16 protein-coding genes are annotated in these 21,354 nt (G+C 56.7%); 13 read left to right on the top strand and 3 right to left on the bottom strand.

The features are described 5' to 3' along the window. The first annotated feature begins 30 nt into the window (after nt 1-30). The 8 genes from syd to C6A40_RS15315 all read left to right on the top strand — a co-directional run bounded on the left by syd (nt 31) and on the right by C6A40_RS15315 (nt 8,385). Entirely contained in the window at nt 31-576 is a 546-nt protein-coding gene (gene syd / locus C6A40_RS15355; RefSeq protein ID WP_008499639.1) for a SecY-interacting protein, read from the top strand. A gap of 632 nt (nt 577-1,208) precedes the next feature. After that, nucleotides 1,209-1,538 (top strand): YqcC family protein, encoded by a 330-nt coding sequence (locus C6A40_RS15350; RefSeq protein ID WP_023294461.1) that lies wholly within the window; start codon nt 1,209-1,211, stop codon nt 1,536-1,538. After that, complete coding sequence (truC, locus tag C6A40_RS15345; protein WP_045336493.1) at nt 1,535-2,311, top strand: tRNA pseudouridine(65) synthase TruC; 777 nt, start codon at nt 1,535-1,537, stop codon at nt 2,309-2,311. The genes C6A40_RS15350 and truC overlap by 4 nt, the downstream gene beginning before the upstream one ends. Nucleotides 2,312-2,335: 24 nt before the next feature. Beyond that, nucleotides 2,336-2,785: a flavodoxin gene (locus C6A40_RS15340; RefSeq protein ID WP_023294459.1), complete on the top strand. Its 450-nt coding sequence runs from the start codon at nt 2,336-2,338 to the stop codon at nt 2,783-2,785. Between the two features lie 334 nt (nt 2,786-3,119). Further along, nucleotides 3,120-4,475: a galactarate/glucarate/glycerate transporter GudP gene (gudP, locus tag C6A40_RS15330; RefSeq protein ID WP_032675441.1), complete on the top strand. Its 1,356-nt coding sequence runs from the start codon at nt 3,120-3,122 to the stop codon at nt 4,473-4,475. Next, nucleotides 4,475-5,815, top strand: coding sequence for an enolase C-terminal domain-like protein (locus C6A40_RS15325; RefSeq protein WP_045336496.1), 1,341 nt, complete (start codon nt 4,475-4,477; stop codon nt 5,813-5,815). Before gudP ends, C6A40_RS15325 begins: the two co-directional genes overlap by 1 nt. A gap of 15 nt (nt 5,816-5,830) precedes the next feature. Beyond that, nucleotides 5,831-7,168, top strand: a complete 1,338-nt coding sequence (gene gudD / locus C6A40_RS15320; RefSeq protein WP_114191311.1) for a glucarate dehydratase — start codon at nt 5,831-5,833, stop codon at nt 7,166-7,168. 77 nt (nt 7,169-7,245) lie between these two features. Further along, the gene (locus tag C6A40_RS15315) at nt 7,246-8,385 is read left to right on the top strand and encodes a glycerate kinase (protein ID WP_039265523.1); all 1,140 of its coding nucleotides are present in this window, start codon (nt 7,246-7,248) and stop codon (nt 8,383-8,385) included. Between the two features lie 89 nt (nt 8,386-8,474). Here C6A40_RS15315 and barA read toward each other — a convergent pair whose 3' ends face one another. Then, nucleotides 8,475-11,234, bottom strand: a complete 2,760-nt coding sequence (barA, locus tag C6A40_RS15310; RefSeq protein ID WP_045336500.1) for a two-component sensor histidine kinase BarA — start codon at nt 11,232-11,234, stop codon at nt 8,475-8,477. A gap of 57 nt (nt 11,235-11,291) precedes the next feature. Here barA and rlmD point away from each other — a divergent pair, with 57 nt between their 5' ends. The 5 genes from rlmD to eno all read left to right on the top strand — a co-directional run bounded on the left by rlmD (nt 11,292) and on the right by eno (nt 18,973). After that, on the top strand, nt 11,292-12,590 hold the full coding sequence (rlmD, locus tag C6A40_RS15305) for a 23S rRNA (uracil(1939)-C(5))-methyltransferase RlmD (protein WP_023294454.1): 1,299 nt from the start codon (nt 11,292-11,294) through the stop codon (nt 12,588-12,590). 51 nt (nt 12,591-12,641) lie between these two features. Continuing rightward, on the top strand, nt 12,642-14,873 hold the full coding sequence (gene relA / locus C6A40_RS15300) for a GTP diphosphokinase (RefSeq protein ID WP_008499628.1): 2,232 nt from the start codon (nt 12,642-12,644) through the stop codon (nt 14,871-14,873). Nucleotides 14,874-14,939: 66 nt separating this feature from the next. Next, entirely contained in the window at nt 14,940-15,731 is a 792-nt protein-coding gene (mazG, locus tag C6A40_RS15295; protein WP_045336502.1) for a nucleoside triphosphate pyrophosphohydrolase, read from the top strand. Nucleotides 15,732-15,954: 223 nt separating this feature from the next. Beyond that, nucleotides 15,955-17,592: a glutamine hydrolyzing CTP synthase gene (gene pyrG, locus C6A40_RS15290; protein WP_008499626.1), complete on the top strand. Its 1,638-nt coding sequence runs from the start codon at nt 15,955-15,957 to the stop codon at nt 17,590-17,592. 82 nt (nt 17,593-17,674) lie between these two features. Further along, nucleotides 17,675-18,973: a phosphopyruvate hydratase gene (gene eno / locus C6A40_RS15285; protein ID WP_003862715.1), complete on the top strand. Its 1,299-nt coding sequence runs from the start codon at nt 17,675-17,677 to the stop codon at nt 18,971-18,973. A gap of 53 nt (nt 18,974-19,026) precedes the next feature. Here eno and C6A40_RS15280 read toward each other — a convergent pair whose 3' ends face one another. Next, a complete protein-coding gene (locus C6A40_RS15280) occupies nt 19,027-20,136 on the bottom strand; it encodes an SDR family oxidoreductase (protein ID WP_008499625.1) in 1,110 nt (369 codons plus the stop codon). A gap of 358 nt (nt 20,137-20,494) precedes the next feature. Then, on the bottom strand, nt 20,495-21,319 hold the full coding sequence (locus tag C6A40_RS15275; RefSeq protein ID WP_021241902.1) for a MurR/RpiR family transcriptional regulator: 825 nt from the start codon (nt 21,317-21,319) through the stop codon (nt 20,495-20,497). Nucleotides 21,320-21,354 lie beyond the last annotated feature (35 nt).

Here is a 21,354-nt window from a genome sequence, read left to right as displayed (position 1 = left end):
TTATCCTGTCTGACAAGAAGAGAGAAATCGGTGGACATCGAAACTGCAAATGCCCTCACTACCTTTACGACCCGCTATTGCGACGCATGGCATGAAAAGCAGGGCACGTGGCCGCAAAGTGCTGATTTATATGGCGTCCCTTCGCCGTGCATTATCTCTTCGCTTGAGGATTACGTGATCTGGCAGCCGAAGCCGAATAACGGTGAGCAGAATGTAAATGCGGTTGAACGAGCAATGGACATTGTGGTACAACCAGCGGTTCATGCGTTTTATGCCACGCAGTTTGCAGGGGATATGCCCGCGCGCTTTGCGGACATGACGCTGACGCTGTTGCAGACCTGGAGCGAAGACGATCTGCAGCGTGTTCAGGAAAACCTCATTGGTCATCTGGTCACGCAAAAACGTCTTAAGCTTTCTCCGACGCTCTTTATTGCCACGCTGGACAGCGAACTGGACGTTATCTCCGTCTGTAACCTGTCAGGCGAAGTGATTAAAGAGACTATCGGTACCCGCAATCGCGAGACTCTCGCCCCTTCTCTTGCGGATTTCCTCACCCGACTTGAGCCCCTTCTGTAATCCATGCTGCTACAGCGCGTGTGAGAGATCTCTTACAAGGTTTGTGAGAGATCGCTGGAACATTCAGTATTACCTCATTAAATTCAGATTAATATCACTCTATTTTTCAACGAATTAGTTATTCCTCCTATTATTTTTAGGGAGTCCCCGCGTCTTACAACGCTGGCTGAGTGGGTTGTAAGACGAAGCGGAATAGCGGATTCTATCTCCGTCGACAGGAAGCCGACACGAGAAACGAACATCAGGATGATGGCGTTTCTCACACAGGACTCGTCAGGATGGCGCAGCAGGAAGGCTTCTGGATGAAGCGAAGTGGATAACGCAGGATGCGTAAGGGACACCTCCAGGAAGGAGAACGAGAGCCGGTCAGGATGGTCGGTGGGTCAGGAAGGCTAGGATGTTTCAGGATGAAACAAACACGTCAGGAAGATGTGTGCAGGATGCGAAAGGTAGACGGATGACCAGGCCTTCGGGCTTCAGGAAAAGTTGTCACGGATGAGCAGGGAGCACGAATTGTAGCTGGAATGCTGCGGAACGAACCGGGAGCACTGTTTTTACAGTGCTCCCTTTTTTTATTTCTGCCTTTCGCAATGCTATGCTGCGCGCCGTTCACATTTTCAGTTGAGGTTACTATGACGCAACACGATAGCGTTCGTGCTCAGTTGCACGCCATCGAAGCCCTTTTGCGCCAACATCAGCTGTGGCAGGAGACCGCGCCGCAGCCAGAAGCGTTCGCCAGCACCCAGCCCTTCTGCCTGGATACGCTGGCGCCTTTCGAGTGGCTGCAGTGGGTGTTAATTCCGCGCATGCACGCCCTGCTTGAGGGGGGGCACCCCTTGCCGCAGGCGTTTGCTGTCTCTCCCTATTATGAAATGGCGCTCGACGCGACGCACCCTGCGCGCGACGTCATGCTGGTCGAACTGGAAAAACTGGATGCCCTGTTTGCCGGTGAAGATGCATGACGCTTGAGATCCTCTATCAGGACGAGTGGCTGGTGGCGGTGAATAAACCGTCAGGCTGGCTGGTGCACCGCAGCTGGCTGGATCGCGACGAGAAAGTGGTGGTGATGCAGACCGTTCGCGACCAGATTGGTCAGCATGTATTTACCGCCCATCGCCTCGACCGGCCGACCTCCGGCGTGCTGCTGATGGGGCTTTCCAGCGAAGCTGGCCGTCTGCTGGCCCAGCAGTTCGAACAGCACCAGATCCAGAAGCGCTATCACGCGGTCGTGCGTGGCTGGCTGACCGAGTCCGCCACCCTGGACTATCCGCTGGTGGAGGAACTGGACAAAATCGGCGATAAATTTGCCCGCGATGACAAAGGCCCGCAGCCGGCCGTGACGGATTATCGCGGCATGGCGACGACGGAAATGCCGGTGGCCACCAGCAAATTTCCGACCACACGCTACAGCCTGGTTGAGCTTCTGCCCAAAACCGGGCGTAAGCACCAGCTGCGACGCCATCTTGCGCATCTGCGTCACCCGATTATTGGCGACAGCAAACACGGTGATTTGCGCCAGAACCGCAGCGCTGCCGAGCATTTTGGCTGCCATCGTCTGATGTTACACGCAAGCGAGCTTAGCCTGACGCACCCGTTTACCGGCGAGCCGCTGACTATTCGTGCGGGGCTGGACGACGTCTGGATGCAGGCGCTGTCACAGTTTGGCTGGCTCGGACAACTCCCCGAAAATGAAAGGGTTGAGTTTGTATCGGGCAACGTTCAGGATGAAGAGTAAGCGCATTCACTATGGGAAAATAGCATGGCTGAAGTAGGCATTTTTGTCGGCACAATGTACGGCAACTCGTTGCTGGTCGCGGAAGAGGCGGAGGCGATTCTGGCAAGCCAGGGCCATAAAGCCACGGTCTATGAAGATCCGGAGCTGGCAGACTGGGAAAAGTATAAAGACAAATACATTCTGGTGGTGACCTCAACCACCGGGCAGGGCGATCTGCCGGACAGCATCGTGCCGCTGTTCCAGGGCATTAAAGACCAGCTTGGCTATCAGCCAGATGTTCACTACGGCATCATCGCCCTCGGCGATAGCTCTTACGCAAACTTCTGCGGCGGCGGCAAGCAGTTCGATGCGCTGTTGCAGGAGCAGAGCGCCCAGCGCGTCGGCGAGATGCTGCTGATTGATGCGGGTGAGCACCCGGAGCCAGAAAGCGAATCAAACCCGTGGGTGGAGAACTGGGCCTCACTTCTCAAATAACACTCTGCCCGGCGGCGCTTCGCTTGCGCGGGCCTACGGGTTTTCCAGGCCGGGTCAGGCGTAGCCGCCACCCGGCATTACCCCCCGCCCCAAACGCCATTTCCGTGAACCACCTTCCACTCCTCTGGGCTTATGCCCTAAACAACCTCCCTTATACCCTTTAATACTGTGTTTTTGCACGGTGAGGTGAAGAGGCACTCCTTCATATACTTTTCCGGTCACGATAAAACGGCTTCAGGCCGTACCAAAACGACAAAAACCAATCTCATTCTGCTTACCCTACCGGTGCTGTACAGAATGAACCAGGCGAAAGCTATGTTTCAGGAGTGCAACAATGAGTTCATTAAGCCACGCAGCGAGCAGCGCTGAAAAGCGCACCAATGCCCGCTACTGGATAGTGGTGATGCTGTTTATCGTCACGTCCTTTAACTATGGTGACCGCGCCACGCTGTCGATTGCCGGCTCGGAAATGGCAAAAGATATCGGCCTTGATCCCGTGGGCATGGGTTACGTTTTCTCCGCCTTCTCGTGGGCCTACGTCATCGGGCAAATTCCTGGCGGCTGGCTGCTCGACCGCTTTGGCTCGAAACGGGTCTACTTCTGGTCCATCTTCATCTGGTCTGCCTTTACCCTGCTGCAGGGCTTCGTCGATATCTTCAGCGGCTTCGGCATTATCGTCGCGCTCTTCACGCTGCGCTTCCTGGTGGGCTTAGCGGAAGCGCCTTCCTTCCCGGGCAACAGCCGCATTGTGGCGGCCTGGTTCCCGGCGCAGGAGAGGGGAACGGCGGTGGCGATTTTCAACTCCGCACAGTACTTCGCGACGGTGATCTTTGCGCCCATTATGGGCTGGCTAACCCATGAGGTGGGCTGGTCGCACGTGTTCTTCTTTATGGGCGGACTCGGGATCGTCATCAGCTTTATCTGGCTCAAAGTGATCCACGAACCCAACCAGCACCCTGGCGTAAACAAAAAAGAGCTGGAGTACATCGCTGAAGGCGGCGCGCTGATCAACATGGATCAGAAATCCTCGACGGCGAAAGTGCCGTTCAGCCAGAAATGGGCGCAGATCAGGCAGCTTGTCGGATCGCGCATGATGATCGGGATCTATCTGGGCCAGTACTGTATCAACGCCTTGACCTACTTTTTCATCACCTGGTTCCCGGTGTACCTGGTGCAGGCACGCGGCATGTCGATTCTGAAAGCGGGGTTTGTTGCCTCGGTCCCGGCCATCTGTGGCTTCGTCGGTGGCGTGCTCGGCGGGGTGATTTCCGACTGGCTGATGCGCCGCACGGGTTCACTGAACATCGCGCGTAAAACGCCCATCGTGCTCGGCATGCTGCTCTCCATGACCATGGTGTTCTGTAACTACGTCAATGCCGAGTGGATGATTATCGGCTTTATGGCGATGGCCTTCTTCGGCAAAGGCATTGGCGCGCTGGGCTGGGCGGTGATGGCGGATACGGCCCCGAAAGAGATCAGCGGCCTGAGCGGCGGTCTGTTCAACATGTTCGGCAACATCTCCGGGATTGTGACGCCCATCGCTATCGGCTACATCGTCGGTACCACCGGCTCGTTCAACGGTGCGCTAATCTACGTGGGTGTGCATGCGCTGGTGGCGGTCCTGAGTTACCTGGTGCTGGTGGGGGATATCAAACGCGTCGAACTTAAACCTGTTGCGGAGCGTGGCTGATGACAACGCAATCGAGCCCTATCGTCACCGAGATGAAGGTCATCCCGGTGGCCGGGCAGGACAGCATGCTGCTCAATATTGGCGGCGCCCATAACGCCTGGTTTACCCGTAATATCGTCGTGCTAAAAGACAGCGCAGGGAATACCGGCGTGGGCGAGGCCCCTGGCGGAGAGGTGATTTACCAGACGCTGGTCGATGCCATTCCGCTGGTGGTGGGGCAGGAGATTGCCCGTCTGAACAGGGTGGTTCAGCGGGTGCATAAGGGCAACCAGTCGGCAGACTTTGAGACGTTCGGTAAAGGTGCCTGGACGTTTGAACTGCGCGTCAATGCGGTCGCCGCACTGGAAGCGGCTCTGCTTGATTTACTGGGTAAGGCGCTCAATGTCCCGGTCTGCGAACTGCTGGGGCCCGGCAAACAGCGCGATGCGGTCACCGTGCTGGGCTATCTGTTCTACATTGGCGATCGCAATAAAACCGATCTCCCCTATCTGGCTCGATCCACGGGCGATCACGACTGGTATCGCCTGCGCCACCAGGAAGCGCTCTCCAGCGACGCGGTGGTGCGGCTGGCCGAGGCGGCGCAGGATCGCTACGGCTTTAAGGATTTCAAGCTGAAGGGCGGCGTGCTGCCCGGCGAGCGGGAGATTGAAACGGTCCGGGCGCTGAAAAAACGCTTTGCGGATGCTCGGATCACCGTCGATCCCAACGGCGCATGGCTGCTGGATGAAGCGATTAGCCTGTGCAAAGGGCTGGGCGATGTCCTGACCTATGCGGAAGACCCCTGCGGCGCGGAACAGGGCTTCTCGGGCCGCGAAGTGATGGCCGAGTTCCGTCGGGCCACCGGGCTGCCGGTGGCGACCAATATGATCGCCACGAACTGGCGCGAAATGGGCCATGCGGTGATGCTCAACGCCGTCGACATTCCGCTGGCGGACCCGCACTTCTGGACGCTCTCAGGCGCGGTCCGCGTGGCGCAGCTGTGCGATGACTGGGGACTCACCTGGGGCTGTCATTCGAACAATCACTTTGATATTTCGCTGGCGATGTTTACCCACGTTGGCGCCGCTGCGCCGGGTAACCCGACCGCCATCGACACGCACTGGATTTGGCAGGAAGGCGAAGCCCGCCTGACGAAAAATCCGCTGGAAATCATCAATGGCAAGATTGCCGTACCGGATGCGCCGGGCCTGGGCGTGGAGCTGGACTGGGATCGGATCCATAAAGCCCATGAGGCGTATAAAAAATTGCCGGGTGGCGCGCGAAACGATGCGGGCCCGATGCAGTACCTTATTCCCGGCTGGACATTTGACCGTAAGCGCCCTGTTTTCGGACGTCACTGATAAAAGGATTACACGATGAGTACTTTTACGACCCCTGTCGTCACCGCCATGCAAATCATTCCGGTTGCGGGCCATGACAGCATGCTGATGAACCTGAGCGGCGCGCACGCGCCGTTCTTCACTCGCAACATTGTTATCATCAAAGACAATGCCGGCCATACCGGCGTGGGTGAAATTCCGGGCGGGGAGAAGATCCGCAAAACGCTGGAGGACGCCATTCCGCTGGTGGTGGGCAAAACGCTGGGTGAGTACAAAAATGTCCTCAACACCGTGCGTAACACCTTTGCCGATCGCGATGCCGGGGGCCGGGGTCTGCAGACCTTCGATCTGCGCACCACTATCCACGTGGTGACCGGCATTGAAGCCGCGATGCTGGATCTGCTGGGCCAGCATCTGGGCGTTAACGTTGCGTCGCTGCTGGGCGAGGGGCAGCAGCGCAGCGAAGTGGAAATGCTGGGCTATCTGTTCTTTGTCGGCGACCGCAAGCTGACGCCACTGCCGTACCAGAGCCAGCCCGAAGAACAGTGCGACTGGTACCGGCTTCGCCACGACGAGGCAATGACCCCGGATGCGGTGGTGCGCCTGGCGGAAGCCGCTTACGAGAAATATGGCTTCAACGATTTTAAACTGAAGGGCGGCGTGCTGGCCGGGGAAGAAGAGGCGGAAGCCATCACCGCGCTGGCAAAACGTTTCCCGCAGGCGCGCGTGACGCTCGATCCGAACGGGGCCTGGTCCCTTGATGAAGCGATTGCGATCGGTAAGCAGCTGAAAGGCGTGCTGGCCTACGCGGAGGACCCGTGCGGGGCTGAGCAAGGCTTCTCTGGCCGTGAAGTGATGGCGGAATTCCGTCGCGCTACAGGGCTGCCAACCGCGACCAATATGATTGCTACCGACTGGCGTCAGATGGGGCATACCTTATCCCTCCAGTCAGTCGACATTCCGCTGGCTGACCCGCACTTCTGGACGATACAGGGCTCGGTGCGCGTGGCGCAGATGTGCCATGAGTTTGGCCTGACCTGGGGTTCGCACTCCAACAACCACTTCGATATCTCGCTGGCGATGTTCACGCACGTCGCCGCCGCTGCGCCGGGCACGATCACTGCTATCGACACCCACTGGATCTGGCAGGAAGGTAATCAGCGTCTCACTAAGCAGCCGTTTGAGATCAAAGGTGGCATGGTGCAGGTGCCTTCCACGCCGGGGCTGGGGGTTGAGCTGGATATGGATCAGGTCATGAAGGCCCATGAGCTGTATCAGAAACACGGTCTGGGCGCGCGCGACGATGCGATGGCGATGCAGTATCTGATCCCTGACTGGACATTCGACAATAAACGCCCGTGCATGGTACGATAAACGCATTGGGACCGCTCCCATGAGCGGTCTTTTACGTGGTGTATGCTTAACGTAACGACTATGCGTAAGGATGGCTTATGAAAATTGTTATCGCACCGGACTCGTATAAGGAAAGTTTGAGTGCGCTTGAGGTTGCGACAGCGATAGAGCGTGGTTTTCGCGAGATCTTTCCCGAGGCGGTTTACGTGAAGCTGCCGGTCGCGGACGGTGGCGAAGGGACGGTTGAGGCGATGATCGCGGCAACGCAGGGAAGCATTGTACATGTTCCGGTGACCGGCCCGCTGGGCGAGCGCGTGGAGGGGTTTTATGGCTTGTCCGGTGATAAGCAGAGCGCCTTTATTGAAATGGCGGCGGCAAGCGGCCTGGAGCGGGTTGCGCCTTCGCAGCGTAATCCGCTGAAAACCACCTCCTGGGGCACGGGCGAACTGATTCGTCACGCGCTGGATGCGGGCGTTAAGCATATTATTATTGGCATTGGCGGCAGCGCTACCAACGACGGCGGCGCAGGGATGGTGCAGGCGCTGGGGGCGAAGCTGCTGGACGACAATGAACAGCCCCTTGGGCAGGGCGGGGGCGAGCTGGGAAAACTCGCGCGTATCGACCTGAGCGGGCTGGACAAGCGTCTGGTGGAATGCCGGATTGAGGTGGCCTGCGATGTAACCAATCCGCTTACCGGGAAGGATGGCGCGTCAGCGGTATTCGGCCCGCAGAAGGGCGCCACACCCGAGATGATCGTCACCCTGGACAACGCGCTTGCGCACTATGCGAGCGTCATTGTCCGGGATCTGGATATCGACGTACTGAACCTTGCTGGCGGCGGCGCGGCGGGGGGCATGGGCGCGGCGCTCTACGCCTTTTGCGGCGCGCAGCTGCGCCAGGGCATTGAGATCGTGACCGATGCGCTACACCTGGCCGATCAGGTGGCCGATGCGGATCTGGTGATCACGGGGGAAGGCCGCATTGACAGCCAGACGATCCACGGCAAAGTCCCGGTGGGGGTGGCGAAGGTGGCAAAACGCTTTAACAAACCCGTTATTGGCATTGCAGGCAGCCTGACGGCGGACGTTGGCGTGGTACACGATCACGGCATTGATGCCGTGTTTAGCGTGATCTACACCATTTGCACGCTGGAAGACGCGCTGGAAAATGCCGGCGAGAACGTCAGGATGGCCGCAAGGAATATCGCGGCGGTGCTGAAAGTGGGGCAGGCATTTTAGCTGTGATTGCCGGGTGGCGGCTTCGCCTTACCCGGCCTACGTTAGTGCACCTGTAGGCCCGGCAAGCGAAGCGCCACCGGGCTTTTACCTCAGCTCCCCAACACCTTCATCGCTTCGCGCGTCACGTTATCCATTTCATCCAGCAGCTCCAGGAACTCCGGTTCAAGCTCCGATTCCGGCGTGCCCGCACGCAGCTGCTGCTCCAGCAACTGACAGAGGTTTTTCAGCCGCGGTACGCCGCTGTACCCGCAGCTGCCGTGCAGCTTGTGGATTGCGTCCAGCAGATCTTCCGGGTTTTCACCCACCAGCTGCTCTTCCACCTTATTGCGAATTTCCGGCAGAAACGCGACCAGCATTTGCAGCATGTCGCGGGCCAAATCGGGTTTACCTGCCGCCTGGCGCAGCGCGAGCTGCCAGTCAAAGGTGGCGTTCTGATTAACGCTTATCTCAGCCTGCTCGCTGGAAACCGTGTACGTTCCGCCAATATGACCCGGCTTGTAGCGCAACAGCAGGTTATGAAGTTTCTCTTCATCGATGGGCTTTGCCAGGTAATCGTTCATCCCGGCGCTCAGCAGCTTCTCCTTCTGGCCCGCCATCGCGTGCGCGGTGACAGCAATAACCGGCGTTTGCTGCTGATGCGGCAGCTGGTGGATCAGCTCGCAGGCCCGAATGCCGTCCATGCCCGGCATCTGAATATCCATCAGGATTAAATCGAACTGCATCTGCTTAGCTTGTTCAACCGCCTGCGCGCCGCTGGTGCACAGTTCAACATGCTGAACCTGGTCTTCAAGCAATGCGCCAATGAGCTTCAGGTTGGCCGGATTATCATCCACCGCCATCACGCTCATCGGCAATTTTTGCTCATCGTTAATCAGCGGAAGGGCATGCTGGCTAAGACGGCAATATTCCGTGAGGGCTGGCAGCAAACGGGTTGCGGTCAGTGGTTTCAAAAGACACGCGGCCGCGCCGTCGTTTTTCAGTTCTTCCGCGTTGAGCTGCCCATGGCACGGCAGCGCCAGCAGCAGGTAGTCGGTCATCGACGCGGCTTTCGCCAGGCGCTCCTGCTGCATGGTCAACTCGCCGGTGAAGGTGACCGGAATGCCCATCAGCAGAATATCGTAATGCTCTACGGCAAGCGCCGAGAAGGTGGGGCTGTAGACCACCTCCAGCGGCGTGGTGCTTAAGATGTCGAGCGTACACTGCGCCGCCGCAGCGTTAGGTTCAACGTAGGCCAGACGCTTGCCTTTCAGGCAGTCCGTCACCGGGCCATCGGTCAGCACGTTCGGATTAAGGTCCAGATTAATGTGGAACCAGAAGGTTGAACCGCGGTTTGGCTGGCTGTGGAAAGAGATATCGCCGCCCATCTCGTTCACCAGGCGCTGGGTGATCACCAGCCCCAGACCGGTACCGCCATGACGGCGGGAGATGCTAGCGTCCGCCTGACGGAACGCCTGGAACAGACGCGACTGGTCGCGCTCCGGAATACCGATGCCGGTATCGCGGATCTGGACTTCAATCTGGACCTTATTGCTGCTGATCGAGCGTTTCTCTACCAGGATGTCGATATTACCGCTTTCGGTGAACTTAATGGCATTCCCGACAAGGTTGGTTATGACCTGCTGCAGGCGCAGCGGATCGCCAATAACGTTATCCGGCACGTCGTTTTTAATATTAAGCGTCAGCTCCAGGCCTTTGTCGTGCGACGAGTGCGCGAGCAGCGTCACCACTTCATCCAGCGTGCTGCGCAGCGGGAAGGGGATACTCTCGAGGATCAGCTTGCCCGCTTCCAGCTTGGAGAAGTCCAGCACGTCGTTAATGATCGCCAGCAGGTTGTTGGCCGAGCGTTCAATGGTATGCAGGTGATCCCGCTGAGTGGGGTTGAGCTCGCTTTTCAGGGTCAGACGGGTAAAGCCGATCACGCCATTGAGCGGCGTGCGCAGCTCGTGCGACATATTGGCAAGGAATTCCGATTTAATACGCGCCGCTTCCTGAGCGCGCTTTTTCGCCAGATCCAGCTCAACGTTCTGGATCTCCATCTGCTCCAGCGTTTCGCGCAGGTCGGACGTCGCCTGGTCAACGTTGTGCTGCATCTCTTCGTGATAGGCCGCCAGCGACATCGCCATCGAGTTGATGCCGTTTTTCAGCATGTCCAGCTCGCCCAGCATAAACCCTTCCACACGGCTGTCGAGCTGTCCCCGGCGAATGCGGTCAACCGTGTTAACCATGTTGCGGATGGGACCCGTCACGTCGCGCATCAGGCGCCAGCCGAAGATCAGCGCAATGCCGATGCAGAACAGCATCATCACGCCGGAAATGAAGATCTCTTTGTACTGCTGTAGCCGGACCGACTTGAGATCCAGCTCCAGCGCCACATATCCCAGCATATTATTGCTGGATTTGGCGTCGGATTGCGCAGACTCATCGGGGGAATAGCTTTCCGACACGATCGGCGTGCGCAGGATCATGATATCGCCGCGCCGCAATACGGTGAGGTGGCGCGGGAACGGCGTACCGTCCGGGATCTTCAGGGCCGCCGGATCGAGATGAAAGTTTGAGGTCACAAACAGGCGGTTATGTTCGTCGTAAACGGAAATGGCGCGTACGATGTCCGAGTGGCGGCGGTGGAGTACGCTGATTAACTGCCCAATGGATTCGCGGTTTTGCAGGTTCATGCCGTACTCGCTGGATACGGCAAGCGGTTCGATAATGCTGGCGCCGGCATCTTCCAGCTGTCGCTGCAAATCGTTATAGCGGTGCACCACAAAGAAGATACTCAGCAGCAAACCGATGAGAACGGTGGGGGCGAGGATCAAAATCATCATGCGCGCGCGCAGGCTGTAGTTGGTCATGGCGTTCCGTTATGGGACAATTAAGATAATTATGGTTATGTGAGAAAAATCTCGGCGATGGCGCAATTCTACTCTGCAAAGCGACGCGTGACGACGCGTCAAATCATCACTGTTGAGGCCACGGACCTCGATCCGTTTGGGCAGGGAGTGGCACGCCACAATGGTAAGGCTCTGTTTATAACAGGTTTACTGCCAGCAGAACGAGCAGAAATTACGCTGACGGAAGATAAACGCCAGTTTGCGCGCGGGCAGGTTAAGCGTCGCCTCAGCGATAGCCCGGAGCGTGTGGCACCCCGCTGCCCCCATTTTGGCGTGTGCGGCGGCTGCCAGCAACAGCATGCGAGCACAGAATTACAGCAAAAAAGCAAAAGCCGCGCGCTGGCGCGTCTGCTCAAACATGACGTTAACGAAATTGTTGCCGATGAGCCCTGGGGCTATCGTCGTCGCGCGCGCCTGAGCCTCAGCTATCAGCCAAAAACGGAGCGGCTGGAGATGGGGTTTCGCAAGGCCGGCTCCAGCGACATCGTTGACGTGAAGCAGTGCCCCATTTTGGTGCCCCATCTTGAGGCATTGCTTCCGGAAGTGCGCATCTGCCTCTCCGGGCTGGACGGCGTACGCCATCTTGGGCACGTCGAACTGGTCATGGCAAACAATGGCCCGCTGATGGTGCTGCGTCATACCGCGCCGTTGTCGAAGAAAGATCGCGAAAAACTGGAACGCTTTTCGCATTCCCACGACCTGGCGCTTTTCCTTGCACCACAAAGCGAGATACTTGAACAGGTTACCGGTGAGGCGCCCTGGTATGCGTCAAACGGGCTACGCTTAACGTTCAGCCCGCGGGATTTCATTCAGGTGAATGATGGCGTTAACCAGCAGATGGTGGCGAAAGCGCTGGCGTGGCTGGACGTTCAGAAAAGCGACCGGGTGCTCGATCTGTTCTGCGGAATGGGCAACTTCACGCTGCCGCTGGCGCGAGAAGCGGCCAGCGTCGTCGGTGTGGAAGGCGTTGAGGCGCTGGTGGCGAAAGGGCAGGAGAACGCGCGGCAGAACGGCTTGCAAAATGTGACATTCTTTCATCAAAATCTTGAGGACGATGTCACCCAACAACCGTGGGCAAAGCAGGGCTTTGATAAAATTTTGCTCGACCCGGCGCGTGCCGGTGCCCCGGGCGTGATGGCACATATTATTAAACTCGCGCCAAAGCGTGTGGTCTATGTTTCCTGTAACCCGGCAACGCTTGCCCGGGACAGCGAGGCACTGCTCAGCGCGGGTTACCAGATTCAGCGTCTGGCAATGCTGGACATGTTCCCGCACACTGGGCATCTGGAATCGATGGTGTTGTTCGAGCACATCTAATTTGTTTGGCTTGTCGACTTCGACAGGCCCTGGTCCCTAAAGGAGAGGACAATGGTTGCGGTAAGAAGTGCACATCTCAATAAAGCTGGGGAGTTTGACCCACAAAAATGGATCGCAAGTCTGGGAATTTCCAGCCAGCAGTCGTGTGAACGCTTAACCGAAACCTGGGCCTATTGTCTGCGCACCACGCAGGGGCATCCCGACGCCGATCTTCTCCTGTGGCGCGGCGTGGAGATGGTTGAAATCCTGTCCATGCTGAACATGGACATCGAAACGCTGCAGGCCGCGCTGCTCTTCCCCCTCGCGGATGCGGACGTGGTCAGCGAAGACGTGCTGCGCGACAGCGTCGGAAAATCCGTCGTCGCGCTGATCCACGGCGTGCGCGATATGGCAGCCATTCGTCAGCTCAAAGCCGCGCATACGGATTCCGTCTCCTCAGAGCAGGTCGATAACGTTCGCCGGATGCTGCTGGCCATGGTGGATGATTTCCGCTGCGTGGTCATCAAGCTGGCCGAGCGTATTGCCCATCTGCGAGAGGTGAAGGATGCGCCGGAAGACGAGCGCGTGCTGGCTGCCAAAGAGTGTACAAACATCTATGCGCCGCTGGCGAACCGGCTGGGGATTGGTCAGCTGAAGTGGGAGCTGGAAGATTACTGCTTCCGCTATCTGCACCCGGCGGAATATAAACGGATTGCCAAACTCCTGCACGAGCGCCGCATCGATCGCGAGCACTATATCGAGGAGTTTGTCGGCGGACTGCGCCAGGCGATGAAAGAAGAGAACGTGCGCGCCGAAGTCTACGGTCGACCAAAGCACATCTACAGCATCTGGCGCAAGATGCAGAAGAAACACCTCGCCTTTGACGAGCTGTTTGACGTGCGCGCCGTGCGTATCGTGGCGGAGCGTCTGCAGGACTGCTACGCCGCGCTGGGGATAGTGCACACGCACTTCCGCCATCTGCCCGATGAGTTTGACGACTATGTCGCCAACCCCAAACCGAACGGCTATCAGTCAATCCATACCGTGGTGCTTGGCCCTGGCGGTAAAACGGTCGAGATTCAGATCCGCACCAAACAGATGCACGAGGACGCCGAGCTGGGCGTTGCCGCGCACTGGAAATACAAAGAAGGCACGTCCGGCGGGGCGCGCTCTGGCCACGAAGACCGCATTGCCTGGCTGCGTAAGCTGATTGCGTGGCAGGAAGAGATGGCCGATTCCGGCGAGATGCTCGACGAAGTGCGCAGCCAGGTCTTTGACGATCGCGTCTACGTCTTTACCCCGAAAGGGGACGTTGTCGACCTGCCGGCCGGCTCTACGCCGCTCGATTTTGCCTACCACATCCATAGCGATGTGGGGCACCGCTGCATCGGGGCGAAAATTGGCGGGCGTATCGTACCGTTCACCTATCAGCTGCAGATGGGCGACCAGATTGAAATCATTACCCAGAAGCAGCCGAACCCGAGCCGGGACTGGCTTAACCCGAACCTGGGGTATGTCACCACCAGCCGCGGGCGCTCGAAGATTCACGCCTGGTTCCGTAAACAGGATCGAGACAAGAATATCCTTGCCGGTCGCCAGATCCTTGACGACGAGCTGGAGCATATCGGGATCAGCCTGAAAGAGGCGGAGAAATTCCTGCTGCCGCGCTACAACTTCAACGAGCTTGATGAGCTGTTAGCGGCGATTGGCGGCGGTGATATTCGTCTGAATCAGATGGTGAACTTCCTGCAGGCGCAGTTCAATAAGCCAAGCGCGGAAGAGCAGGACGCGGCGGCGCTGAAGCAACTGCAGCAGAAAACCTACGCGCCGCAGCAGCGCAGCAAAGACAACGGCCGCGTGGTGGTCGAAGGTGTCGGTAACCTGATGCACCACATTGCCCGCTGCTGCCAGCCAATCCCAGGCGACGATATCGTTGGCTTTATCACTCAGGGGCGCGGAATTTCGATTCACCGTTCCGACTGCGACCAGCTTGCCGAGCTTCAGTCCCATGCGCCGGAGCGCATCGTGGAAGCGGTCTGGGGGGAAAGCTATTCCGCTGGCTACTCGCTGGTGGTGCGCGTCACCGCCAACGACCGCAGCGGCCTGCTGCGCGACATTACGACCATTCTCGCCAACGAGAAGGTCAACGTACTGGGCGTCGCCAGCCGCAGCGATACCCGCGAGCAGCTTGCCACCATCGATATGACCATCGAAATCTATAACCTGCAGGTGCTGGGCCGCGTGCTCGGCAAGCTGAACCAGGTGCCGGATGTGATTGACGCGCGTCGTCTGCACGGCGGCTAAACATCCTCTTCCGTAGGCCGGGTAAGGCAACGCCGCCACCCGGCATTTTTTCATCAGGACAGTATTATGACTCAAATCGACCGCCTGCTCGGCATCATGAAACGCCTGCGCGACCCGGAAAACGGCTGCCCGTGGGACAAAGAGCAGACTTTCGCCACCATCGCCCCGTACACCCTTGAAGAGACCTACGAGGTGCTGGACGCGATTTCCCGTAAAGATTTTGACGACCTGCGCGGCGAGCTGGGCGATCTGCTTTTCCAGGTTGTGTTCTACGCGCAGATGGCGCAGGAAGAGGGGCGCTTTAACTTTGACGATATCTGCGCTGCCATCAGCGACAAGCTTGAGCGCCGTCATCCCCATATTTTCGGTGACGCTACCGCAGGAACCAGCACCGAAGTCCTGGCCCGCTGGGAGCAGATCAAAAGCGCCGAGCGGGCAGAAAAATCCCAGCACTCCGCGCTGGACGACATTCCGCTGAGCCTGCCCGCGCTGATGCGCGCGCACAAAATCCAGAAACGCTGCTCCGCCGTGGGGTTTGACTGGACCTCCCTCGGCCCGGTGCTGGATAAAGTGCACGAAGAGATTGACGAGGTGATGCACGAAGCGCAGCAGGCGGTGGTGGATGAAGCAAAGCTTGAGGAAGAGATGGGCGATCTGCTGTTTGCGACCGTCAACCTTTCTCGCCACCTGGGTGTAAAAGCGGAAACGGCGCTGCAAAAAGCCAACCTTAAGTTCGAACGCCGCTTTCGCGAAGTGGAGCGGATTGTCGCCTCGCGAGGCCTGGAAATGAGCGGTATTGACCTCGACGCGATGGAAGAAGTCTGGCAGGAAGTAAAGCGCCAGGAATCTGATCTCTAACGAAATTTTGCGATCAAGCGCAATTTGTGTGATTTTTTAAATGACAAGCGCTTGATTTGCGTCAAAAACATTTACCCAAAAGGGGCTATTTTCTCACTCCTTATGTTTGTCATGGCCTGGAATGGAGACGGAGAATGAAAGTTTGTGGCGCTCGCCGTGTTCGGGTATACTACTTTCCCGTCCTGGTTATTCCATCGTTTCACCCTAACTTCTCAGGTTCAGCATGACAACGAACTATATTTTTGTGACCGGCGGGGTCGTATCCTCTCTGGGTAAAGGCATTGCCGCAGCCTCCCTCGCAGCCATTCTTGAAGCCCGTGGCCTCAATGTGACCATGATGAAACTGGATCCGTACATCAACGTCGATCCTGGCACCATGAGCCCAACCCAACACGGGGAAGTGTTCGTTACTGAAGACGGCGCTGAAACCGATCTGGATCTTGGCCACTACGAGCGTTTCATTCGTACCAAAATGACCCGTCGTAATAACTTCACGACTGGCCGCATCTACTCTGACGTTCTGCGTAAAGAGCGCCGTGGTGACTATCTGGGCGCGACCGTGCAGGTTATCCCACACATCACTAACGCCATCAAAGAGCGTGTCCTTGCCGGTGGCGAAGGACATGACGTTGTGCTGGTTGAAATCGGCGGTACCGTGGGTGATATCGAATCCCTGCCGTTCCTCGAAGCGATTCGTCAGCTGGCGGTAGACATTGGTCGTGAACACGCGCTGTTCATGCACCTGACGCTGGTGCCTTACATGGCGGCGGCAGGTGAAGTGAAAACCAAACCGACCCAGCACTCTGTTAAAGAGCTGCTCTCTATCGGTATTCAGCCTGACATCCTGGTTTGCCGTTCCGATCGCGCCATTCCGGCGAACGAACGTGCGAAAATTGCATTGTTCTGTAACGTGCCTGAAAAAGCCGTTATTTCAATGAAAGATGTCGATTCCATTTATAAAATCCCGGGCCTGTTGAAATCACAGGGTCTGGACGATTATATTTGTAAACGATTCAGCTTGAACTGTCCGGAAGCAAACCTGTCTGAATGGGAACAGGTTATTTACGAAGAAGCCAACCCGGCAGGCGAAGTGACTATCGGTATGGTCGGCAAGTACATTGAGCTGCCGGATGCCTATAAGTCCGTGATCGAAGCGCTGAAACACGGTGGTCTGAAGAACCGTGTCTCCGTGAACATCAAGCTGATTGATTCGCAGGATGTCGAAACGCGTGGCGTTGAAATCCTGAAAGATCTGGATGCTATCCTTATCCCTGGCGGCTTCGGCTACCGTGGTGTAGAAGGCAAGATCGCCACCGCGCGTTATGCGCGTGAAAACAATATTCCATACCTCGGCATCTGTCTGGGTATGCAGGTTGCGCTGATCGAATTTGCGCGCAACGTAGCGGGAATGGAAAACGCGAACTCTACGGAATTTGTGCCAGACTGTAAGTACCCTGTTGTGGCGCTTATCACTGAATGGCGTGATGAAGACGGTAACGTCGAAGTCCGTACCGAGAAGAGCGATCTGGGTGGCACTATGCGTCTCGGCGCACAGGCCTGCCAGCTGACTGACGATAGCGTGGTTCGCAAGCTGTACGGCGAGCCGGTCATCACCGAGCGCCATCGTCACCGCTATGAAGTCAACAACATGCTGTTGAAACAAATTGAAGCTGCGGGTCTGCGTGTTGCGGGCCGCTCCGGGGATGATCAGTTAGTCGAGATCATCGAAGTGCCAAACCATCCGTGGTTTGTCGCCTGCCAGTTCCACCCGGAATTTACTTCAACGCCACGTGACGGGCATCCGCTGTTTGCAGGCTTCGTAAAAGCCGCCAGCGACTACCAGAAGCGTCAGGCGAAGTAAAAAAAGTTAGAACGGCAACGCGTACCTTTGGTACGCGTTGTTTGTCTGGAGTTTTAGTTTAACTTGTACTGAGGAAAATCTAATGTCCAAAATCGTTAAAGTCATCGGTCGTGAAATCATCGACTCCCGTGGTAACCCGACCGTTGAAGCCGAAGTTCATCTGGAAGGTGGTTTCGTCGGTATGGCAGCTGCTCCATCAGGTGCTTCTACCGGTTCCCGCGAAGCGCTGGAACTGCGTGATGGCGACAAATCCCGTTTCATGGGCAAAGGCGTACTGAAAGCGGTTGGCGCTGTTAACGGTCCTATTGCTCAGGCTATCGTTGGCAAAGATGCCAAAGATCAGGCTGGCATCGACAAGATCATGATCGATCTGGACGGTACTGAAAATAAATCTAACTTCGGTGCGAACGCAATCCTGGCCGTTTCCCTGGCGAACGCCAAAGCGGCTGCGGCGGCTAAAGGTATGCCACTGTTCGAGCACATCGCTGAACTGAACGGCACCCCAGGCAAATACTCCATGCCTGTACCAATGATGAACATCATCAACGGTGGTGAGCACGCAGACAACAACGTTGATATTCAGGAATTCATGATTCAGCCAGTTGGCGCGAAATCCCTGAAAGAAGCAGTACGTATGGGTTCTGAAGTGTTCCACAACCTGGCTAAAGTTCTGAAAGCTAAAGGTATGAACACAGCTGTGGGTGACGAAGGTGGCTATGCGCCAAACCTGGGTTCTAACGCAGAAGCACTGGCTGTTATCGCAGAAGCGGTAAAAGCAGCGGGCTACGAGCTGGGCAAAGACATCACCCTGGCGATGGACTGTGCAGCATCAGAATTCTACAAAGACGGTAAATACGTTCTGGCTGGCGAAGGCAACAAAGCGTTCACCTCCGAAGAGTTCACTCACTTCCTGGAAGACCTGACCAAACAGTACCCAATCGTGTCTATCGAAGACGGTCTGGACGAGTCTGACTGGGCTGGCTTCGCATACCAGACTAAAGTACTGGGCGACAAAATCCAGCTGGTGGGTGACGACCTGTTCGTAACCAACACCAAGATCCTGAAAGAAGGTATCGAGAAAGGCATCGTTAACTCCATCCTGATCAAATTCAACCAGATCGGTTCCCTGACCGAAACGCTGGCTGCGATCAAAATGGCGAAAGACGCTGGCTACACCGCGGTTATCTCTCACCGTTCTGGCGAAACTGAAGACGCGACCATTGCTGACCTGGCTGTGGGTACCGCTGCTGGCCAGATCAAAACGGGTTCTATGAGCCGTTCTGACCGTGTTGCTAAATACAACCAGCTGATTCGTATCGAAGAAGCGCTGGGCGAAAAAGCACCATACAACGGTCGTAAAGAGATCAAAGGCCAGGCGTAATCGCCTAAGCCTTAACATGAAAATGCCAGTCGAATGACTGGCATTTTTTTTGGCTATTTAAAATCGACCGCCATTTGCTCCGGAATGGTCAGCCCCCGGGTGGTTTGCACGCAGCGGGCAATATAATCCGTAAACCGGGGTGGCTTCGGCATCCCCATGCTCAGCAGCTTATCGTTGCTGAAGCGCACGTTAAGCGTGGCAAACGCGCCGTATAACCGCATGGCTCTCAGCATCAGACGTTCGTTGCACGGGCCAAAAATCGTTTTCAGTTCACGGCGCATTCTGACCAGCGTTTCGTAGCTGACCTGGGCATATTTATCTCCGACGGGGGCTTTCTCCAGCGCCTGCGCCATCGCATTATCAATATCCGCAAAGCGAACGCTGTTCTCTTCTCCGGCCGAAATGTGTACCACTTCCCCCGGACGCGCGTTGCTGTTGAGCAGCATTAACAGCGCGTCGGCGCAATAATCCACCGGGACAACGTCGATCCGGTCCTCCATCGAGCACATAAACTTCTGCAGCATCAGGCCCATGCTGAAGACCCAGAAAATACTGCTCGAGGGCGTGCAGCCGTGGCGGGTATGGCCGACAACGATGGACGGACGCGCGATGAGCAGCGGCAGGTTCGGACACTCCTGGCGCATCAGCTGTTCGATGGTTGACTTCGAAAACGTGTATTCCACCAGGTGTTCAGCATTCTCTCTGAATTCGGCGCTTTCGGCGACCAGGGAATCCTGCTCCGGCGTACATGACATTGCCGTGCCCACGTGGAGGAAGCGTTGTAGCGTTGAAACCTGCTCCATGCGGCGCGCCAGTGCCAGCGTTCCTTCCACGTTGACCTTCCAGATGAGCGGGTTGTTACCAAATGAGGCAACAGCTGCACAGTTCACGACATGCGTGACCTGGTCCAGACGCGGATCGTTCAGGAAGGCTTCAGGCTGGCTGAGATCGCCAATGAGGATATTGTCCACGCTCAGAGTGGCCAGTTTGTCCTCAGGAACGTTGAACTTGCGCATGTTCTCCAACACGCGCTCCAGCCCGCTCTGCGGATCGCTGGCACGCGCGAGCAAAAGCAGTTTTACGGATTGATCGCTGGTCAGAATTTTTTCCAGTACTGCACCGCCCAGAAACCCCGTCACACCTGTAATCATTAACATCTTCATTAATACCGTCTCATTATGATTGATGAGGCGGATTGTAGGCGTGCAAAAGTAAACGGCATTTAAATAATAAAACGCCGAAATAGACAGCATCTTAAGCTTATTTTAAGGAAAGGAATTCAGGTGGAGATATTGGACATTACAGGCAGGGTGAAAATTCAATTTATTAAAATGAATATTTCAACGTGATGATTTTAAAGTCATTTTTGTGGTGCTTATCGGGTGGTGAATTTAATTCTAAATGTAATAAATATAATACTTTGTTACACCAAACATTTACCGGATAAATGATTTAAACATCACTTAACTTAAATCAGGCGACATTAAGCGCAGGCTATTTTATTTAGCCTGCGAAGGGTTTTTAGAGTAACAGAGGAAGCGTGGCGCTGGCCGTTTGCTGGCTAACGTCGCCGTAACGGCCATCCAGCGCAATCATGGACGTGGTCAGCAGTTCGACCAGCAGCATGACCCCAACTTTGGCATTGAGCGCGCCCGCGCTAAGCGGCCCCTCTGGCTTGGCGGCCACCAGCTGCATGTCGCTCAGGGACGCCAGCGGGCTACGAGGCGTATTGCTGAGTGCCAGAACCTTAGCGCCGCGCTTGCGGGCAAGCTTCACCACGTGGAGTAGATCTCGCGTTGAGCCGGAACTGGAGATTGCCACCACCAGCGTCTCTTCCGAAAGCGTTGTCGCATTCATGGCCGCGCGGTGCATATCGCTAAACAGCTGTGCGGGTTTGCCCAGCCGCAACAGCTTGTAGTGCAGATACTCCCCGAGGATCGCGCTGGCCGCAACGCCATAAATCTGCACCGACTGCGCCTGATGCAGCGCCAGCGCGGCCTTTTCAAGCAGCGTGCGGTCAAGGAGCCTGGCGGTGTCCTGCAAAGCCTGCACCGACTCATCCACGACGTTATCAATCTCATCCCCCGCCTGGCGCGCGGGCTGGCCCTGCTGAATATCCAGCGCAAGCGCCATTTTAAATTCGTTATAGCCCTTGCAGCCCAGCGTGCGGCAAAGACGCGTCACGCTGGCCTCGCTGGTGTGGCTCTCGCGCGCCAGTTCGGTGATCGTCAGGTAGAGCACCCGGGCAGGATCGCTGAGAACAAACTCACCGAGTTTTTGTTGTGTTGGGCTGTACCCGGAAGCCTCCTGGCGTAGCTTCAGCAGCAGGTTTTCATGGTCTGACATGCTCGATCCTTAATGCGTTTCTCTGCGACTAGTGT

Source organism: Enterobacter sp. GER_MD16_1505_Eko_090 (assembly GCF_003331015.1).
In the GTDB taxonomy this organism is placed as follows: Bacteria; Pseudomonadota; Gammaproteobacteria; order Enterobacterales; family Enterobacteriaceae; genus Enterobacter; species Enterobacter roggenkampii.
The sequence above is the reverse complement of the archived record's forward strand: the minus strand, read 5'-3'. Positions and strand labels throughout refer to the sequence as shown.

What these genes read in the sequence shown, in the direction of transcription:
- C6A40_RS15350 (WP_023294461.1), top strand. Translation starts at nt 1,209, where the DNA reads ATGACGCAACACGATAGCGTTCGTGCTCAGTTGCACGCCATCGAAGCC.
- truC (WP_045336493.1), top strand. Translation starts at nt 1,535, where the DNA reads ATGACGCTTGAGATCCTCTATCAGGACGAGTGGCTGGTGGCGGTGAAT.
- C6A40_RS15340 (WP_023294459.1), top strand. Translation starts at nt 2,336, where the DNA reads ATGGCTGAAGTAGGCATTTTTGTCGGCACAATGTACGGCAACTCGTTG.
- gudP (WP_032675441.1), top strand. Translation starts at nt 3,120, where the DNA reads ATGAGTTCATTAAGCCACGCAGCGAGCAGCGCTGAAAAGCGCACCAAT.
- C6A40_RS15325 (WP_045336496.1), top strand. Translation starts at nt 4,475, where the DNA reads ATGACAACGCAATCGAGCCCTATCGTCACCGAGATGAAGGTCATCCCG.
- gudD (WP_114191311.1), top strand. Translation starts at nt 5,831, where the DNA reads ATGAGTACTTTTACGACCCCTGTCGTCACCGCCATGCAAATCATTCCG.
- C6A40_RS15315 (WP_039265523.1), top strand. Translation starts at nt 7,246, where the DNA reads ATGAAAATTGTTATCGCACCGGACTCGTATAAGGAAAGTTTGAGTGCG.
- barA (WP_045336500.1), bottom strand. Translation starts at nt 11,234, where the DNA reads ATGACCAACTACAGCCTGCGCGCGCGCATGATGATTTTGATCCTCGCC.
- rlmD (WP_023294454.1), top strand. Translation starts at nt 11,292, where the DNA reads ATGGCGCAATTCTACTCTGCAAAGCGACGCGTGACGACGCGTCAAATC.
- relA (WP_008499628.1), top strand. Translation starts at nt 12,642, where the DNA reads ATGGTTGCGGTAAGAAGTGCACATCTCAATAAAGCTGGGGAGTTTGAC.
- mazG (WP_045336502.1), top strand. Translation starts at nt 14,940, where the DNA reads ATGACTCAAATCGACCGCCTGCTCGGCATCATGAAACGCCTGCGCGAC.
- pyrG (WP_008499626.1), top strand. Translation starts at nt 15,955, where the DNA reads ATGACAACGAACTATATTTTTGTGACCGGCGGGGTCGTATCCTCTCTG.
- eno (WP_003862715.1), top strand. Translation starts at nt 17,675, where the DNA reads ATGTCCAAAATCGTTAAAGTCATCGGTCGTGAAATCATCGACTCCCGT.
- C6A40_RS15280 (WP_008499625.1), bottom strand. Translation starts at nt 20,136, where the DNA reads ATGAAGATGTTAATGATTACAGGTGTGACGGGGTTTCTGGGCGGTGCA.
- C6A40_RS15275 (WP_021241902.1), bottom strand. Translation starts at nt 21,319, where the DNA reads ATGTCAGACCATGAAAACCTGCTGCTGAAGCTACGCCAGGAGGCTTCC.